Below are 12,418 nucleotides of genomic sequence, written 5' to 3'. Positions count from 1 at the left end.
GCTGGCTTTACCTGGCTAAGTCACGTCGAGGGCATACGCCCACGCCTGAAGGTACCGCCCCAAAGCAGCATATGGGTAATACACCGCTATTACACATGTCCATTGTGCTTTTGGGGCGCACGTAATAGCCACTTATTACCCATCAATTTCTCATACTGCCATCCTGAGTGCATAACAACACCACAGGAAAGCCTGATCATGCCGAAATTCCTTCACACCATGATCCGTGTAGGTGACCTGGATGCCTCCATGCGTTTCTACGGACAAGCATTCGACCTGCAGGAATCCCACCGCCTTGAGTTCGACGACTTCTCGCTCGTCTACCTACGCGACCGGCAAAGCGGCGCCGAAATCGAACTGACCTGGAACAAGGGCCAAGACGGCTACACCCACGGCAGTGGGTATGGCCATGTCGCCTTCGCAGTAGAAGATCTCGATCACCATCACGCTCGCTTGAGCGAAATGGGGCTCTCTCCTGCCGCCATCAAGGAATTCAAGCGTGGTGAAGCGCTGCTCGCTCGCTTCTTCTTCATCCAGGACCCGGATGGCTACAAGATCGAGGTGTTGCAGCGCGCCGGCCACTATCAGTAACGCAGCCACACGCATCAGACGCCTGGGCGTCGTCTATCAATATTGCGCGGCAAACGCCAATCCCCAACAAAGCAGCACCCGTGATGTCAGGCTCCTAATAAAAACAACAAGGAGAACAGCATGCAGGATATACAAGCCAGCCGCCGTAGCTTTCTGAAAGGCAGCGGCGGAATTCTCTTGGGCACGTTGCTTTTCACCTCCGGCCCCATCGCCCTGCTCGCCCCCAGTACAACCTGGGCGCTTGAGATGAAAATGCTGAACAACGATCAAGCCGCACGACTGATGGTTATAGTGCGCCGGATCTACCCTCACGATCAGATGGAAGACGCTGTGTACGCCTTTGCGATCAAAGCCTTGGACGACCGCGCCGTGACAGACCCATCCATTCTTCCCCTGCTTGAACAAGGTCTGAACGAGCTGGACAAGTCAGCTGATGGCGCCTGGCTGAATCTGGATGAGCCGCGCCAATTGGCCGTGCTCGAGTCCATCCAGACCACCCCGTTTTTCACTTTGGTCAGGTCAGTCTCGGTCAATGCCCTGTACAGCAACGAACTCGCCTACCAGCACTTCGGCTACGAAGGTGCCTCTTTCCCCAAAGGCGGTTACCTGATGCGCGGCTTCAACGACTTGAAGTGGCTACCTGCCGCCCCTACCGAAGCCAGCCCATCCGCCTTTTCCTGAGGATGCGTACATGACCACATTCAATTTCGACGATGACTCGGTAGTGGTGATCATCGGCTCTGGTGCGGGTGGTGGAACACTGGCCAATGAACTGTGCCAGAAGGGTATTCCAGTCGTCCTGCTGGAGGCTGGCCAGCGCCAGTCCTCTGCCACTTTCATCAATGACGAATGGCCCTCGTTCGAGCAATTGTCCTGGGGCGATACCCGTACTACCTCGGGCTCTTGGCAGATCGCCAAGGACTTCCCGAACCTCCCCGCCTGGATCTGCAAAACGGTGGGTGGAACTACCACTCACTGGGCAGGTGCCAGCCTTCGATTCCAGGAGCATGAATTCCGAGCGCGGCAGACCTATGGCGACATCAAGGATGCGAACCTGCTCGACTGGCCATTGACGCTCGCTGATCTGGAGCCCTTCTATGCAAGGGCCGAAGACAAGATGGGCGTGACGCGCACCAACGACATTCCTGGGCTACCGGGGAACAACAATTTTCAGGTGATGTACAACGGTGCTCGCAAGCTTGGCTACAAAAAGTGCAGTACCGGCCACATGGCGATCAACAGCCGTGCCCGCGCAGGACGCGCTCAGTGCATGCAACTTGGCTTTTGCTTCCAGGGCTGCAAGATGGGGGCAAAGTGGTCAACGCTGTACACCGAGATCCCGGCAGCGGAGGCCACAGGCAAGCTCGAGCTCCGTACGCAGGCGCACGCAGTAAAGATCGAGCACGATGCAAAAGGGCGAGCCACCGGTGTGGTCTACGCAGATGCGCAAGGGCGTCTGCAACGCCAAAAAGCGCGACTTGTTGCGGTCGCAGGCAATGCCATTGAAACCCCTCGCCTACTGCTTAATTCGACCAGCACATTGTTCCCTCATGGTATTGGCAACGGCTCCGGGATGGTCGGTAAACACTACATGCGCCATACCACCGGATCTGTGTTCGCAGAGTTCAAGGACCCTGTGCATTTCTATCGCGGCACCATCATGGCCGGCCTGATCGGTGACGAGGTGCACTTCAATCCCGACAGGGGCTTTGTCGGAGGCTACGAAATGGAAACCATCTCGCTTGGCCCTTCCTTCATGGCTGCGTTCTTCAACCCCGGCGCCTGGGGACGCGACTTCACCCGCGTCATGGACAACTACACGCATCTGGCTGGCATGTGGCTGGTCGGTGAGGACATGCCCCGGGAATCCAATCGCATTACCCTGAGCGATAACGTCAAAGACCGCTTTGGCATTCCTGTGGCCAACGTGCACTACGACGACCACCCCAACGATATTGCAATGCGCGAGCACGCCTATCAGCAAGGTAGCGCGGTCTATGAGGCCGTCGGTGCACTGAAGACCCACCGCGTACCACCCTACCCCTCGACTCATAACATGGGCACTTGTCGTATGAGCCACAAGGAAGCCGATGGTGTTTGCAACAAATACGGGCAAAGCCATGAAGTTCCAAATCTGTTCATTTCAGATGGCAGTCAGTTCACCACCAGCGCAGCCGAGAACCCTACCCTGACGATCGTCAGCCTGGCGATTCGTCAGGCGGAGTACATTGCCGATGCTCTGAGGACGCATGCGGCATGACTACCATCGCCGACAACCGCCTGGAGATTTGCGCAATCACGGCGTTTACCGACAACTACATCTGGCTTCTGCTCGATCACTCAAACCAGGCCTGTGCGGTTGTAGATCCAGGTGATGCCGGGCCAGTTCAAGCCTGGTTGGCTGAGCATCCCGGCTGGGCGCTCACCGATGTGCTGATCACTCACCATCATAGCGACCATGTGGGCGGTGTCGAGAAACTGAAGTCTGCGTTCGATCTCCGCGTGCATGGCCCTGCAAACGAGCCGATCCCTGCCAGGGATCGGCCACTGAAGGACGGTGATTCAATCCAGGTACTGGGGCGAACCATTCGCGTGATCGGGGTGCCTGGCCATACTTGCGGGCACCTGGCCTATCACCTGGTTGATGAGGATGTGCTGTTTAGCGGGGACACGCTGTTCAGCGCCGGCTGTGGGCGCCTCTTCGAGGGTACGCCGCTGCAGATGCTGACGTCGCTCGAACGCCTTGCCGTGCTCCCAGAGCAGACGCGGGTGTACTGCGCACATGAGTACACCCTCTCCAACCTGCCCTTTGCTTTGGCTGTCGACCCAGGCAATCAGCAAATCGCCGAGCGCTTGGCTGAGGTCAGCGAAATCCGCAATCGCGGGCAGTGCACTTTGCCTACCTACATTAGCGTTGAACGCGCAATTAACCCGTTCCTCCGTGTGCGGGAAGCGAAGATCGTTGAGGTTGTCCAACGCCAAGCGGGCTTGGCCATCACAACCGCCGAAGAATGCTTTGCTGCCATGCGCAAGTGGAAAGACAATTTTTGAACAACAAGAAGAAGATCATCCATGAGAAAAACACTGCTGATTGCCGCTACAGCCTTCATGATTGCTTCTGCCCAGGCAGGCCAAGAGCCTGAGGCCGTATTCGCGAAAACCTGCGCCATGTGCCACAACGGTCAACTCCCCAACGCGCCTAAGAAAGGTGATGTCGCTGCATGGCAACCACGCCTGGCTCAAGGGCAAGACGTACTGCTCAAAAACGTAGTGAATGGATTGAGTGTCATGCCACCACGTGGACTCTGCAGTGACTGTAGCGACGAAGACCTCGCGGCTACGATAGGCTGGATGTCCCGCTGATGACCGAAAGGAGCTCTGATTTAACAACGGTTATTTCAAGAGCTCCTATGGATGTCTTGCGCTTCAGTCACACGCTTGATTTCAGCGCGAGGCCGAGGCAGCAAGGCTTGTTGGCCATCGTTCGGATAGCCGTGTACACACTGCTCTAAGCGCCAGCAGATATCCCTCCACCCCCAATCCTGCAATCACGCCATTAGCCACGGTGGACATGATCGAGTGTCGATGGAGCTCATCGCGGGCATGAATGTTCGAAATGTGGACTTCCACCAGTGGCGCCTTGATCAATTTCAGCGCATCGAGCACCGGGATTGAATTAAACGAAAGGCCAGCCGGATTGATGATCACTGCGGCGTTCTTGTCGAATGCCTCCTGGATCCAGTCAACCATCACCGCTTCGCTGTTCGTTTGACGAAACTCGCAAACCAGATCCAGCTCGTTTGCAAGCTGCTCACAGCTTTGCTGAACCTGCTGCAGGGTCGTTGTGCCGTAAATTTCCGGCTCGCGGCGACCCAACATGTTCAGGTTGGGGCCATTCAGGACAAAAACTGCGCGACTCATGGTATGGCTCCGCTTTCACTTGAGGTATTGAGGGGAGTTGCTGAAGGTTACGTTCTCTGCTGGTTCGGACTTGCTGAGATCGATTCCGCGGGTTTCTGGCCCTATCAGGATCATCGCAAGCGACACCAGGTTGATCGCAGCGCATATCGCGACGAGCAACCATGGCGAATTGCCGGTCTGACTCATCAGCCACACGGCGAGGATAGGCATCGGGCCGCCAATCAGCAGGTTGGCGCCGGTATAAGCCAGGGCCGAGCCGGTGTAGCGCACGTTGGTGGGGAATGCTTCGGCGAATGCAACGGGTTGGATCCCGCTCTGGAACTGGGTGAATCCAAGGAACAGTCCCATGGCGGCCATGATCATGGCGGGTTGCTGCGTGTTCAGCATTGGGAAGTACACCAGCAGAATCCCGAGGGTCATGCATGAGCCGAAGGCGAGCGCTTTCTTGCGTCCCCACCGGTCACTGAGGTACCCGCCAGCCAGCGCGCCAAAAATCGCGCAGACGTTAGCCACCATCAGGGACATGAACCCCATGGACTGCGGCATACCGAGTTGCTTGACCAGGTAGCTGAGTGTGAAAATCACGATCAGGTAAAACAGAGCAGCGGGTGAGCAGAAAAAGAACATCAGCCGCAAGATGGTACGAGAATGGATCCTCAGCACATCTTTCAAAGGGCTTCCAACGTGGGGTGTTTCGTCCTGCTTCAAAGCGACAAAGGCTGGTGTCTCGCTGACCTTGAGCCGAATGAAGATCGCCACCACCACGAGCACGAAGCTCAAGAGGAAGGGAATCCGCCAACCGAAAGACTCAAATTGTTCTGCGCTCAGGAATCCCGCCAGCCCTAACAACGCGCCGTTTGCCAAGATTTGGCTCATTGGTGAACAAAGGCCCAGAAACCCAGAATAACGTCCACGTCGGTCTGGCCGTGCATGCTCCAACGCCATCAGCTGGGCGCCCGTGGACTCCCCACCCAAAGCAAAACCCTGAAGGATTCGCAAAATCACCAACATGATGGGCGCCCAGATGCCCACCTGTGCGTAGGTCGGCAGCAGCCCCATCAACACCGAAGCCAAGCCCATCAGCGTCACTGTCGCGAGCATGAGGTTGCGGCGCCCGAGTTTGTCACCGAGGTAACCACATGTGATCGCCCCTAATGGCCGCGCTGCCAGACCTACGCCGAAGGTCGCCAAGGAAGCGAGCAGCCCTGAAGTCGGCTCCATTGCGGGAAAGAACAGTTTCGGTAGCACGGTCGCGGAAACAGCACCGTACAGGGTGAAATCGAACCACTCCAACGCTGTACCAATGGTGGCGGCTGTCACCGCCTTTTTTGACATCTGACTGTCTGCAACAGAGGGCTCTGTAGTTTTCATGAGGGTCTCAGTCGTTATTGTTATGGGATACGCCCGATCTGGGTGTGGGCTGGTACTGAGTCGACTTTAGAAGCTTTTGCCTGCAAAATAATTATCGAATTCTGGAGATTTCCATAAGGTAAGCTTATAGAGGGGCTTTGATGGAGCTACGTCATCTACGTGCGTTTGTCTGCGCCGCAACATTCCAGCATTTCAGCAAGGCCGCGGAGCAGCTTGAGATCGCCCAGCCGGCCCTGAGTCAGCTGATCAAAACCCTGGAGAGCGAATTGGGGGTAGCGCTGTTTCGACGTGCCAACCGCGGGGTGGAACTGACTGCTGCCGGCGCAGCGTTCCTACCCCACGCCAAGGATGCGCTCTATTCCAGTGACCTGGCGGTAGCCGCTGCTCGGCGGGCTAGGCGGGGGGAAATTGGAGAGATCACGATCGGTTACCACTCGGCGTTGCTCGAAGCTAACCTCCCTCAACTGATGCGGCATTACTTCGGCGCCTATCCCGAGGTTAAGGTAACGTTGCTGGATGCGCGGATTCAGGCCCAATTCGATTTATTGCTTGAAGGGAAAATCGATATCGGCTTTGCCCGTATCTTCAAAGACCATTTGCCCGACCGACTACGCACCCACTGTTTCAGCCTCTCCAGGTTAGTCCTTCTAACCCCGGACAACCATGCGCTGGCGCGGGATTTCAACGGCGATCTGGCATCCCTTCGGCAAGAGAAGTTCATCTTTCTGGAAGACCCGGCGGGGATCGGCCTCACCTCGCACATCTTGCAATTATGCCGGCAGTACCAGCTGCATCCCGCCAACATCATGTACGTACCGTCGCTGATGAGTATTCCCGGCCTGATAGCCGCCGGCATCGGGATTAGCATCCTCCCGGAAACCCTTACGCAGCTGAGCATGCCGGGCATCCGTACGCTTCAGCTGAAACAGCCAGACATGCAGAGCGAATTGTCGCTCATTACACGCGTGGACGAGCGCTCGCGAGCTGTCATGCACTTTTTAGAAGAGGCGGGAAATTGGCTGAAATGACAGCGGCTGCAGCCAGTGAGCCGAATCGCTATCCCTACATGTGATAGACCTTGCCCACCTAGCAGCGTAATGCTGTTCACTTAAGATCGCCGGGGCCGCTCTGCGGCCCTTTCGCGGCACAAGGCCGCTCCTACAGTATCCGCGTGAGCCCCGTGAATATTGGCTTACGCGGTCGTGGTAGGAGCGGCCTTGTGCCGCGATGGGCTGCGCAGCAGCCCTAAGTGAACAGCATTACGCCTAGCAGCGGGCTTTCTTTTGTCCGCGATTTCTCATCGACTTGCACCAAACTGTCCGGTCTGTGTAATGAAGCTCTGACTCTCATTGGGCCTCGCGGGCACTCGAAGGGGTTTGGTCCATCAAAATGTCTACGAGCACCTGCGCAGGCTTGCTCAGCTCGACACCAACCCGTGTCACCACCTCGTAGGGCTCGCTGCGCGACTTGAGTTGCAGCGGCAAACGCACCAGCATGCCGTGGTCCAGGGCCATCCTGGCGACATCCCACGGCATCACCGCGAGCAGATCGCGATCTTGCATAAGCATCGATAGCGTCGTGAAAGTCGATGAGGTTTCAATGGGGTACTGCGGAAAGCTCAAGCCGGCCTCGCGAAACTCACGCTCGAGGGTAAGCCGCATGGGCATGTTTACCGGGAACACCACCCAGCGCGAGTGCGCCAATTGCTCAAGCGTCAACGCTGCGCAGGCTGCCAGCGGATGCGCCGGGTTTGCCACCAGCACCAACTGCTCCTGATGTTTAACGCGGCTTTCATAGGCTGTAGGTCTCGGGCTGACGCTGGTTCGGCAAATCACCACATCCACACGGCCTTGGTCGAGCAGGTTGAGCAAGCGGTCACTGGTGTCCTCTACCACCGATACCGATAGGTCCGGTTGGTTCTCGCGCAAACGTGCCAGGCCTTCCACCATGATCGGCACGGCGCCCATGATGGTGCCCACCGACAAACGTCCCCCATGTCCTTGGAGAATGCCCAGCATCTCTTCACGCAGATGCGCAAGGTCATTGCCAATCAAGCGCGCATAACGCACCACACAGCGGCCCAGGTCATTGGCTTCGAGCCCTTTGCTGGTCCGCTCGAACAGTACTGCGCCAAGGGTAGACTCAATTTCATTAAGCGCCTTGGTGGCGCCAGGCTGGGTGATCGACATCGCCTCTGCGGCTTTGTGTATCGAGCCCAGTTCGTCAAGGCTGATCAAAAGGCGCAGTTGGCGTAAACGAAGGCGCGAAGCCATGGAGCTTAATGATGGCAGCATAGGGGATCACTAAAAGTTATCGGGCAGTCCGCAGCTCTCATTAGGCAGCAATGCCATGGAAATTTAAAGTGGCTGGCAAGTGCTTCCCCACAACAACAAACCGGAGCCAGCATGCGCCTGATCCAATTTGAAACTGCACCCGCCCAGCGCCATGTCGGCGTAGTGGAAGGCGACCTGATTCAGGTTGTACGCCACACCACGCATCTGCGAGAACTGGCCCTCGCTGCCATCCGCAACCAGCGCAGCCTCGCCGCTGAAGTGCTCGAACGCGGTCTGGACAGCACCGACCAGCGCTACAGCGATGCCTTGAACGAATGCCGGGTCCTTCCACCGCTCGACCACGAAGACCCGGCACACTGTCTGATCAGCGGAACCGGGCTCACGCACCTGGGCAGTGCCTCCACCCGCGACAAGATGCACCAACAAAAAATCGATGACGGGGCGGCGCTCACCGACACCGCGCGCATGTTCCAGTGGGGCATTGAAGGTGGCCGTCCCCCCGCAGGTAGCGCCGGTGCGCAGCCAGAGTGGTTCTACAAGGGCGATGGCTCGATCGTCGTCCGCCCAGGGCAAGCCTTGCAGCCCCCCGCCTTTGCCGAGGATGCTGGTGAAGAACCGGAACTGGCTGGCCTGTATGTGATCGGTGATGATGGCCTGCCCTACCGGCTGGGCTTTGCCATCGGCAACGAGTTTTCCGACCACGTGATGGAGCGGCGCAGCTACCTGTACCTGGCACATTCCAAGCTGCGTAATTGCTCATTCGGCCCCGAACTGCGTGTCGGCGAGTTGCCACGCCATCTGCAGGGCACCAGCCGGATACTGCGCGGTGACCAGGTGATCTGGGAAAAGGATTTCCTCAGCGGTGAGGACAACATGTGCCACTCGTTGGAGAATCTCGAGTACCACCATTTCAAGTACAGCCAGTTTTTGCGCCCCGGTGATGTGCACGTCCACTTCTTCGGTACTGCAACGCTGTCGTTTGCCGACCAGGTCAAGGCCGTTGAGGGCGATGTGTTCGAAATCAGCCTGGCGGAGTTCGGCGCCCCACTGCGAAACGGCATCAGCGAGACGCCTGCGGCCATCTCACCCGGCGCGGTGAAGACGCTCTGACCCGACGGTGGCGCAGGGCCGCGCCACCGCAGCATTTCATAACAATCACAAAAGTGAGATGAGCATGAACAACAGCCCCTACCCTCCGGCCCCCGCACCGGCCCTGGCGACTGCCAACACCGACAGCGCCAAGCCAACCACCGTGCGCTGGCGCATCTTCCTGATCCTGCTGCTACTGGCAGCGATCAACTACATCGACCGCGCTTCGCTGTCCGTGGCACTGCCGTTGATTTCCGCCGAGTTTGCGCTCACTCCAGCGCTCGAAGGCTTGATCCTGAGCGCGTTCTTCTGGTCATACGCCTTGATGCAGATTCCTGCCGGGGTGCTACTCGACCGCTTCCAGGTGCGCAATATCATTGGCGTCGCGACGATCGGCTGGGGTGCCTTCCAGGCCTTGGGCGGGTTTGCTCACAACTGGATCACCTTGCTGGTCACGCGCATTGGCCTTGGCGTGGCAGAGTCGCCGATCATGCCCGCCGGCGCAAAGCTCAATGGCGCCTGGCTGACGCCGAACGAGCGTGGCCGCGGTGCCACGCTGGTCGACGGCGGCGCGCCGTTGGGCACCGCATTCGGCGCAATTATCATCGCGGGTCTGATCACCTGGTTCGATTCTTGGCGCATCGCCTTTATCGTCGCTGGCGTCGGCACGGTGGCTGCCGGTATCTGGGCCTGGTGGTACATCCGCAACCACCCCAGCGAGCACCCGCAAGTCAACGCCGCTGAACTGGCTTACATCACCCAGGCCAACGACGCCGCGAGCAAGGCCAACGGCAACCGCAAGGCGGTGCTCAAGGCGTTGCTCAAGAGCCGTTCGGTACTGTGCATGTTTGCTGGCTATGCCTGCTACAACAGCGTGTTCTACGGGCTGCTGACCTGGATGCCCAGCTACCTGCACCAGGCCCACAACCTCGATATCAAGGCGATGGGCGGTGCGACTTTCCTGATCTTCATGTGTGGTTTCATTGGTGAACTGATTGGCGGCTGGATCTCCGACAAGTGGAAAGCAAAAGGCGGCCAGCCGAATACCGTCATGCGCAGCATGTTCGCCGGCTCTGCTGCGGTCGCCGCCCTGTGCATCCTGCTGGTGGCCTATACCCCGGATGCCGGCCTGGTCATCGCCCTGCTGTGCGTGGCGCTGTTCTTCATCCGCTGGTGCGGCATGTACTGGTGCCTGCCGGCGATCCTCGGTGGCAAGTCCAAAGCTGGCGTACTTGGCGGCAGCATGAACTTCTGCGGCAACATGGTGGGCGTACTGGTGCCGATCCTCATTGGCCTGATCGTGCAGTTCACCGGTTCCTATTTCCTGGCCCTGATCTTCTTCGTGGTCATGGCCTTCGGCCTGATGCTGTTCTCTGGCCTGATCGACTACCGCGAGCGCGGGCTGGCCTGAGCCACGCGCCCTATTGAGGTGAACACCATGCAACTCATTACAACAACAGGCAGTGCAAGCGCTGCCAACGCCGTGATTCGACTCAACCCACTGGACGATGTGCTGGTGGCACGCCAGCCGCTGACCGAAGGCCTGCTGCTGGAAGAGGGCATCGTTGTGCGCGAGCCGATCCCGGCGGGCCACAAGGTGGCTGCCCACGCACTGAGCGCGGGCCAGCCGCTGCGCCGCTATGGGCAGATCATCGGTTTCGCGAGCCAGGCGATCGCCGCAGGCGAACATGTGCACGTGCACAATCTGGCGATGGGCGAATTTGCCCGCGACTACGCCTTCGGCGTCGATGCCAAAGGCCAGCAGGCGCCCAACGACGATACCTTCATGGGTATCGTGCGCGCCGATGGCCGGGTAGCCACGCGCAACTACATCGGCATCCTCACCTCGGTGAACTGCTCGGCCACGGTGGCACGGGCGATCGCTGACCACTTTCGCCGCGATATCCACCCCGAGGCGTTGGCGCCCTACCCCAACGTCGATGGCGTGGTTGCCCTGACCCACGGCGTCGGTTGCGCGGTCGACCCCGGTGGCGAGGCGCTGGCAATGCTGCGCCGCACCCTCGGCGGCTATGCGGTACATGCCAACTTCGCCTCGGTACTTTTGATTGGCCTGGGCTGCGAGACCAACCAGATCCCCGACCTGCTGGCGGCCCAGGGCCTGCAAAGCAGCCACGCACTGCGCACGTTCACCATTCAGGGCACCGGCGGCACATCGAAGACCATTGCCAGCGGCATCGCCCAGGTCAAGTCGCTGCTGGCCGAAGCCAACCAGGTCGAACGCCAGCCGGTGAGCGTCCGCCACCTCACGGTCGGCCTGCAGTGCGGGGGCTCGGACGGCTATTCGGGGATCACCGCCAACCCGGCGCTGGGCAATGCGGTCGACCGCCTGGTGGCAGCCGGCGGCACTGCAATTCTCTCGGAAACCCCGGAAATCTATGGCGCCGAACACCTGTTGACGCGCCGCGCGGTCAGCCAGCAGGTGGGCGAGAAGCTGATCGCCCGCATCCAGTGGTGGGAAACCTACTGCCAGCGGATGGGCGCCGAGCTGAACAACAACCCCTCGGCGGGCAACAAGGCCGGCGGCCTCACCACCATCCTCGAAAAGTCCCTGGGTGCCGTGGCCAAGGCCGGTTCCAGTGACCTGATGGATGTTTACGAGTACGCCGAACCGGTGCGCGCCCACGGCCTGGTGTTCATGGACACACCCGGCTACGACCCGATCTCCGCCACGGGCCAGGTCGCCGGTGGCGCCAACCTGATCGCCTTTACCACTGGCCGCGGCTCGGCCTACGGCTGCGCGCCCTCGCCGTCGATCAAGCTGGCGACCAACACCCGCCTTTGGGAAACCCAGGAAGAGGACATGGACGTCAACTGCGGCGGCATTGCCGACGGCAGCATGACCATCGAAGAGCGTGGCGAACACATCTACCGGATGATGCTGAGCATCGCCTCGGGCGAGCGCAGCAAGAGCGAACAGCATGGCTACGGCCAGAACGAGTTCGTGCCGTGGCAGATCGGCGCCATCACCTGATCCCCCAGCCTTCATCAATGGCGCCAGCATGAAAACGCCAATCCGCTGGGTATCAGCCGTTTGCTTGACGCTGAGATGCAGCGTTCAAGCCTGCCGGCCCCAGTGACAGTACCCCCGCGAGACGTTCATCGCCTTTACGGGGTACTCCTTTCCCCGGAGC

At 59.2% G+C, this 12,418-nt stretch carries 12 protein-coding genes; 9 read left to right on the top strand and 3 right to left on the bottom strand.

The window, feature by feature from the left end; all coding sequences use genetic code 11:
* Positions 1–198 precede the first annotated feature (198 nt).
* From OZ911_RS14430 to OZ911_RS14410, 5 genes are all read left to right on the top strand, one after another.
* Positions 199–591: a VOC family protein gene (locus tag OZ911_RS14430; protein ID WP_016486880.1), complete on the top strand. Its 393-nt coding sequence runs from the start codon at positions 199–201 to the stop codon at positions 589–591.
* Positions 592–711: 120 nt separating this feature from the next.
* A complete protein-coding gene (locus OZ911_RS14425) occupies positions 712–1,272 on the top strand; it encodes a tat pathway signal sequence (RefSeq protein WP_016486879.1) in 561 nt (186 codons plus the stop codon).
* Between the two features lie 10 nt (positions 1,273–1,282).
* On the top strand, positions 1,283–2,851 hold the full coding sequence (locus tag OZ911_RS14420; RefSeq protein ID WP_016486878.1) for a GMC family oxidoreductase: 1,569 nt from the start codon (positions 1,283–1,285) through the stop codon (positions 2,849–2,851).
* The gene (gloB, locus tag OZ911_RS14415) at positions 2,848–3,642 is read left to right on the top strand and encodes a hydroxyacylglutathione hydrolase (protein WP_016486877.1); all 795 of its coding nucleotides are present in this window, start codon (positions 2,848–2,850) and stop codon (positions 3,640–3,642) included. The genes OZ911_RS14420 and gloB overlap by 4 nt, the downstream gene beginning before the upstream one ends.
* Positions 3,643–3,663: 21 nt before the next feature.
* Positions 3,664–3,954, top strand: coding sequence for a c-type cytochrome (locus OZ911_RS14410; RefSeq protein WP_080641040.1), 291 nt, complete (start codon positions 3,664–3,666; stop codon positions 3,952–3,954).
* Positions 3,955–4,035: 81 nt separating this feature from the next.
* Here OZ911_RS14410 and aroQ read toward each other — a convergent pair whose 3' ends face one another.
* Together aroQ and OZ911_RS14400 are read right to left on the bottom strand one after the other, a co-directional pair.
* On the bottom strand, positions 4,036–4,512 hold the full coding sequence (gene aroQ / locus OZ911_RS14405) for a type II 3-dehydroquinate dehydratase (protein WP_016486876.1): 477 nt from the start codon (positions 4,510–4,512) through the stop codon (positions 4,036–4,038).
* Positions 4,513–4,527: 15 nt separating this feature from the next.
* Entirely contained in the window at positions 4,528–5,883 is a 1,356-nt protein-coding gene (locus OZ911_RS14400) for an MFS transporter (RefSeq protein ID WP_016486875.1), read from the bottom strand.
* 140 nt (positions 5,884–6,023) lie between these two features.
* Between OZ911_RS14400 and OZ911_RS14395 the strand changes: the two genes are divergently transcribed.
* Entirely contained in the window at positions 6,024–6,911 is an 888-nt protein-coding gene (locus OZ911_RS14395) for a LysR family transcriptional regulator (protein WP_016486874.1), read from the top strand.
* A 318-nt stretch (positions 6,912–7,229) separates the two neighbouring features.
* Here OZ911_RS14395 and OZ911_RS14390 read toward each other — a convergent pair whose 3' ends face one another.
* Positions 7,230–8,177, bottom strand: coding sequence for a LysR family transcriptional regulator (locus OZ911_RS14390; RefSeq protein WP_024717886.1), 948 nt, complete (start codon positions 8,175–8,177; stop codon positions 7,230–7,232).
* Between the two features lie 111 nt (positions 8,178–8,288).
* Between OZ911_RS14390 and araD1 the strand changes: the two genes are divergently transcribed.
* The 3 genes from araD1 (at position 8,289) to OZ911_RS14375 (ending at position 12,258) form a co-directional block, all read left to right on the top strand.
* Positions 8,289–9,287, top strand: coding sequence for an AraD1 family protein (araD1, locus tag OZ911_RS14385; RefSeq protein ID WP_023048122.1), 999 nt, complete (start codon positions 8,289–8,291; stop codon positions 9,285–9,287).
* A gap of 64 nt (positions 9,288–9,351) precedes the next feature.
* On the top strand, positions 9,352–10,677 hold the full coding sequence (locus OZ911_RS14380; protein WP_173857465.1) for an MFS transporter: 1,326 nt from the start codon (positions 9,352–9,354) through the stop codon (positions 10,675–10,677).
* Positions 10,678–10,704: 27 nt separating this feature from the next.
* Positions 10,705–12,258, top strand: coding sequence for a D-arabinonate dehydratase (locus tag OZ911_RS14375; RefSeq protein WP_060517734.1), 1,554 nt, complete (start codon positions 10,705–10,707; stop codon positions 12,256–12,258).
* Positions 12,259–12,418: the final 160 nt, after the last annotated feature.

The sequence above is a fragment of the Pseudomonas fortuita genome, from assembly GCF_026898135.2.
GTDB lineage: Bacteria > Pseudomonadota > Gammaproteobacteria > Pseudomonadales > Pseudomonadaceae > Aquipseudomonas > Aquipseudomonas fortuita.
Note: the sequence above shows the minus strand (reverse complement) of the source record. Positions and strands in the feature narration are given on the sequence as shown.

What these genes read in the sequence shown, in the direction of transcription:
- gloB (WP_016486877.1), top strand. Translation starts at nt 2,848, where the DNA reads ATGACTACCATCGCCGACAACCGCCTGGAGATTTGCGCAATCACGGCG.
- OZ911_RS14400 (WP_016486875.1), bottom strand. Translation starts at nt 5,883, where the DNA reads ATGAAAACTACAGAGCCCTCTGTTGCAGACAGTCAGATGTCAAAAAAG.
- OZ911_RS14390 (WP_024717886.1), bottom strand. Translation starts at nt 8,177, where the DNA reads ATGCTGCCATCATTAAGCTCCATGGCTTCGCGCCTTCGTTTACGCCAA.
- OZ911_RS14375 (WP_060517734.1), top strand. Translation starts at nt 10,705, where the DNA reads ATGCAACTCATTACAACAACAGGCAGTGCAAGCGCTGCCAACGCCGTG.
- OZ911_RS14420 (WP_016486878.1), top strand. Translation starts at nt 1,283, where the DNA reads ATGACCACATTCAATTTCGACGATGACTCGGTAGTGGTGATCATCGGC.
- OZ911_RS14430 (WP_016486880.1), top strand. Translation starts at nt 199, where the DNA reads ATGCCGAAATTCCTTCACACCATGATCCGTGTAGGTGACCTGGATGCC.
- araD1 (WP_023048122.1), top strand. Translation starts at nt 8,289, where the DNA reads ATGCGCCTGATCCAATTTGAAACTGCACCCGCCCAGCGCCATGTCGGC.
- OZ911_RS14425 (WP_016486879.1), top strand. Translation starts at nt 712, where the DNA reads ATGCAGGATATACAAGCCAGCCGCCGTAGCTTTCTGAAAGGCAGCGGC.
- OZ911_RS14380 (WP_173857465.1), top strand. Translation starts at nt 9,352, where the DNA reads ATGAACAACAGCCCCTACCCTCCGGCCCCCGCACCGGCCCTGGCGACT.
- aroQ (WP_016486876.1), bottom strand. Translation starts at nt 4,512, where the DNA reads ATGAGTCGCGCAGTTTTTGTCCTGAATGGCCCCAACCTGAACATGTTG.
- OZ911_RS14395 (WP_016486874.1), top strand. Translation starts at nt 6,024, where the DNA reads ATGGAGCTACGTCATCTACGTGCGTTTGTCTGCGCCGCAACATTCCAG.
- OZ911_RS14410 (WP_080641040.1), top strand. Translation starts at nt 3,664, where the DNA reads ATGAGAAAAACACTGCTGATTGCCGCTACAGCCTTCATGATTGCTTCT.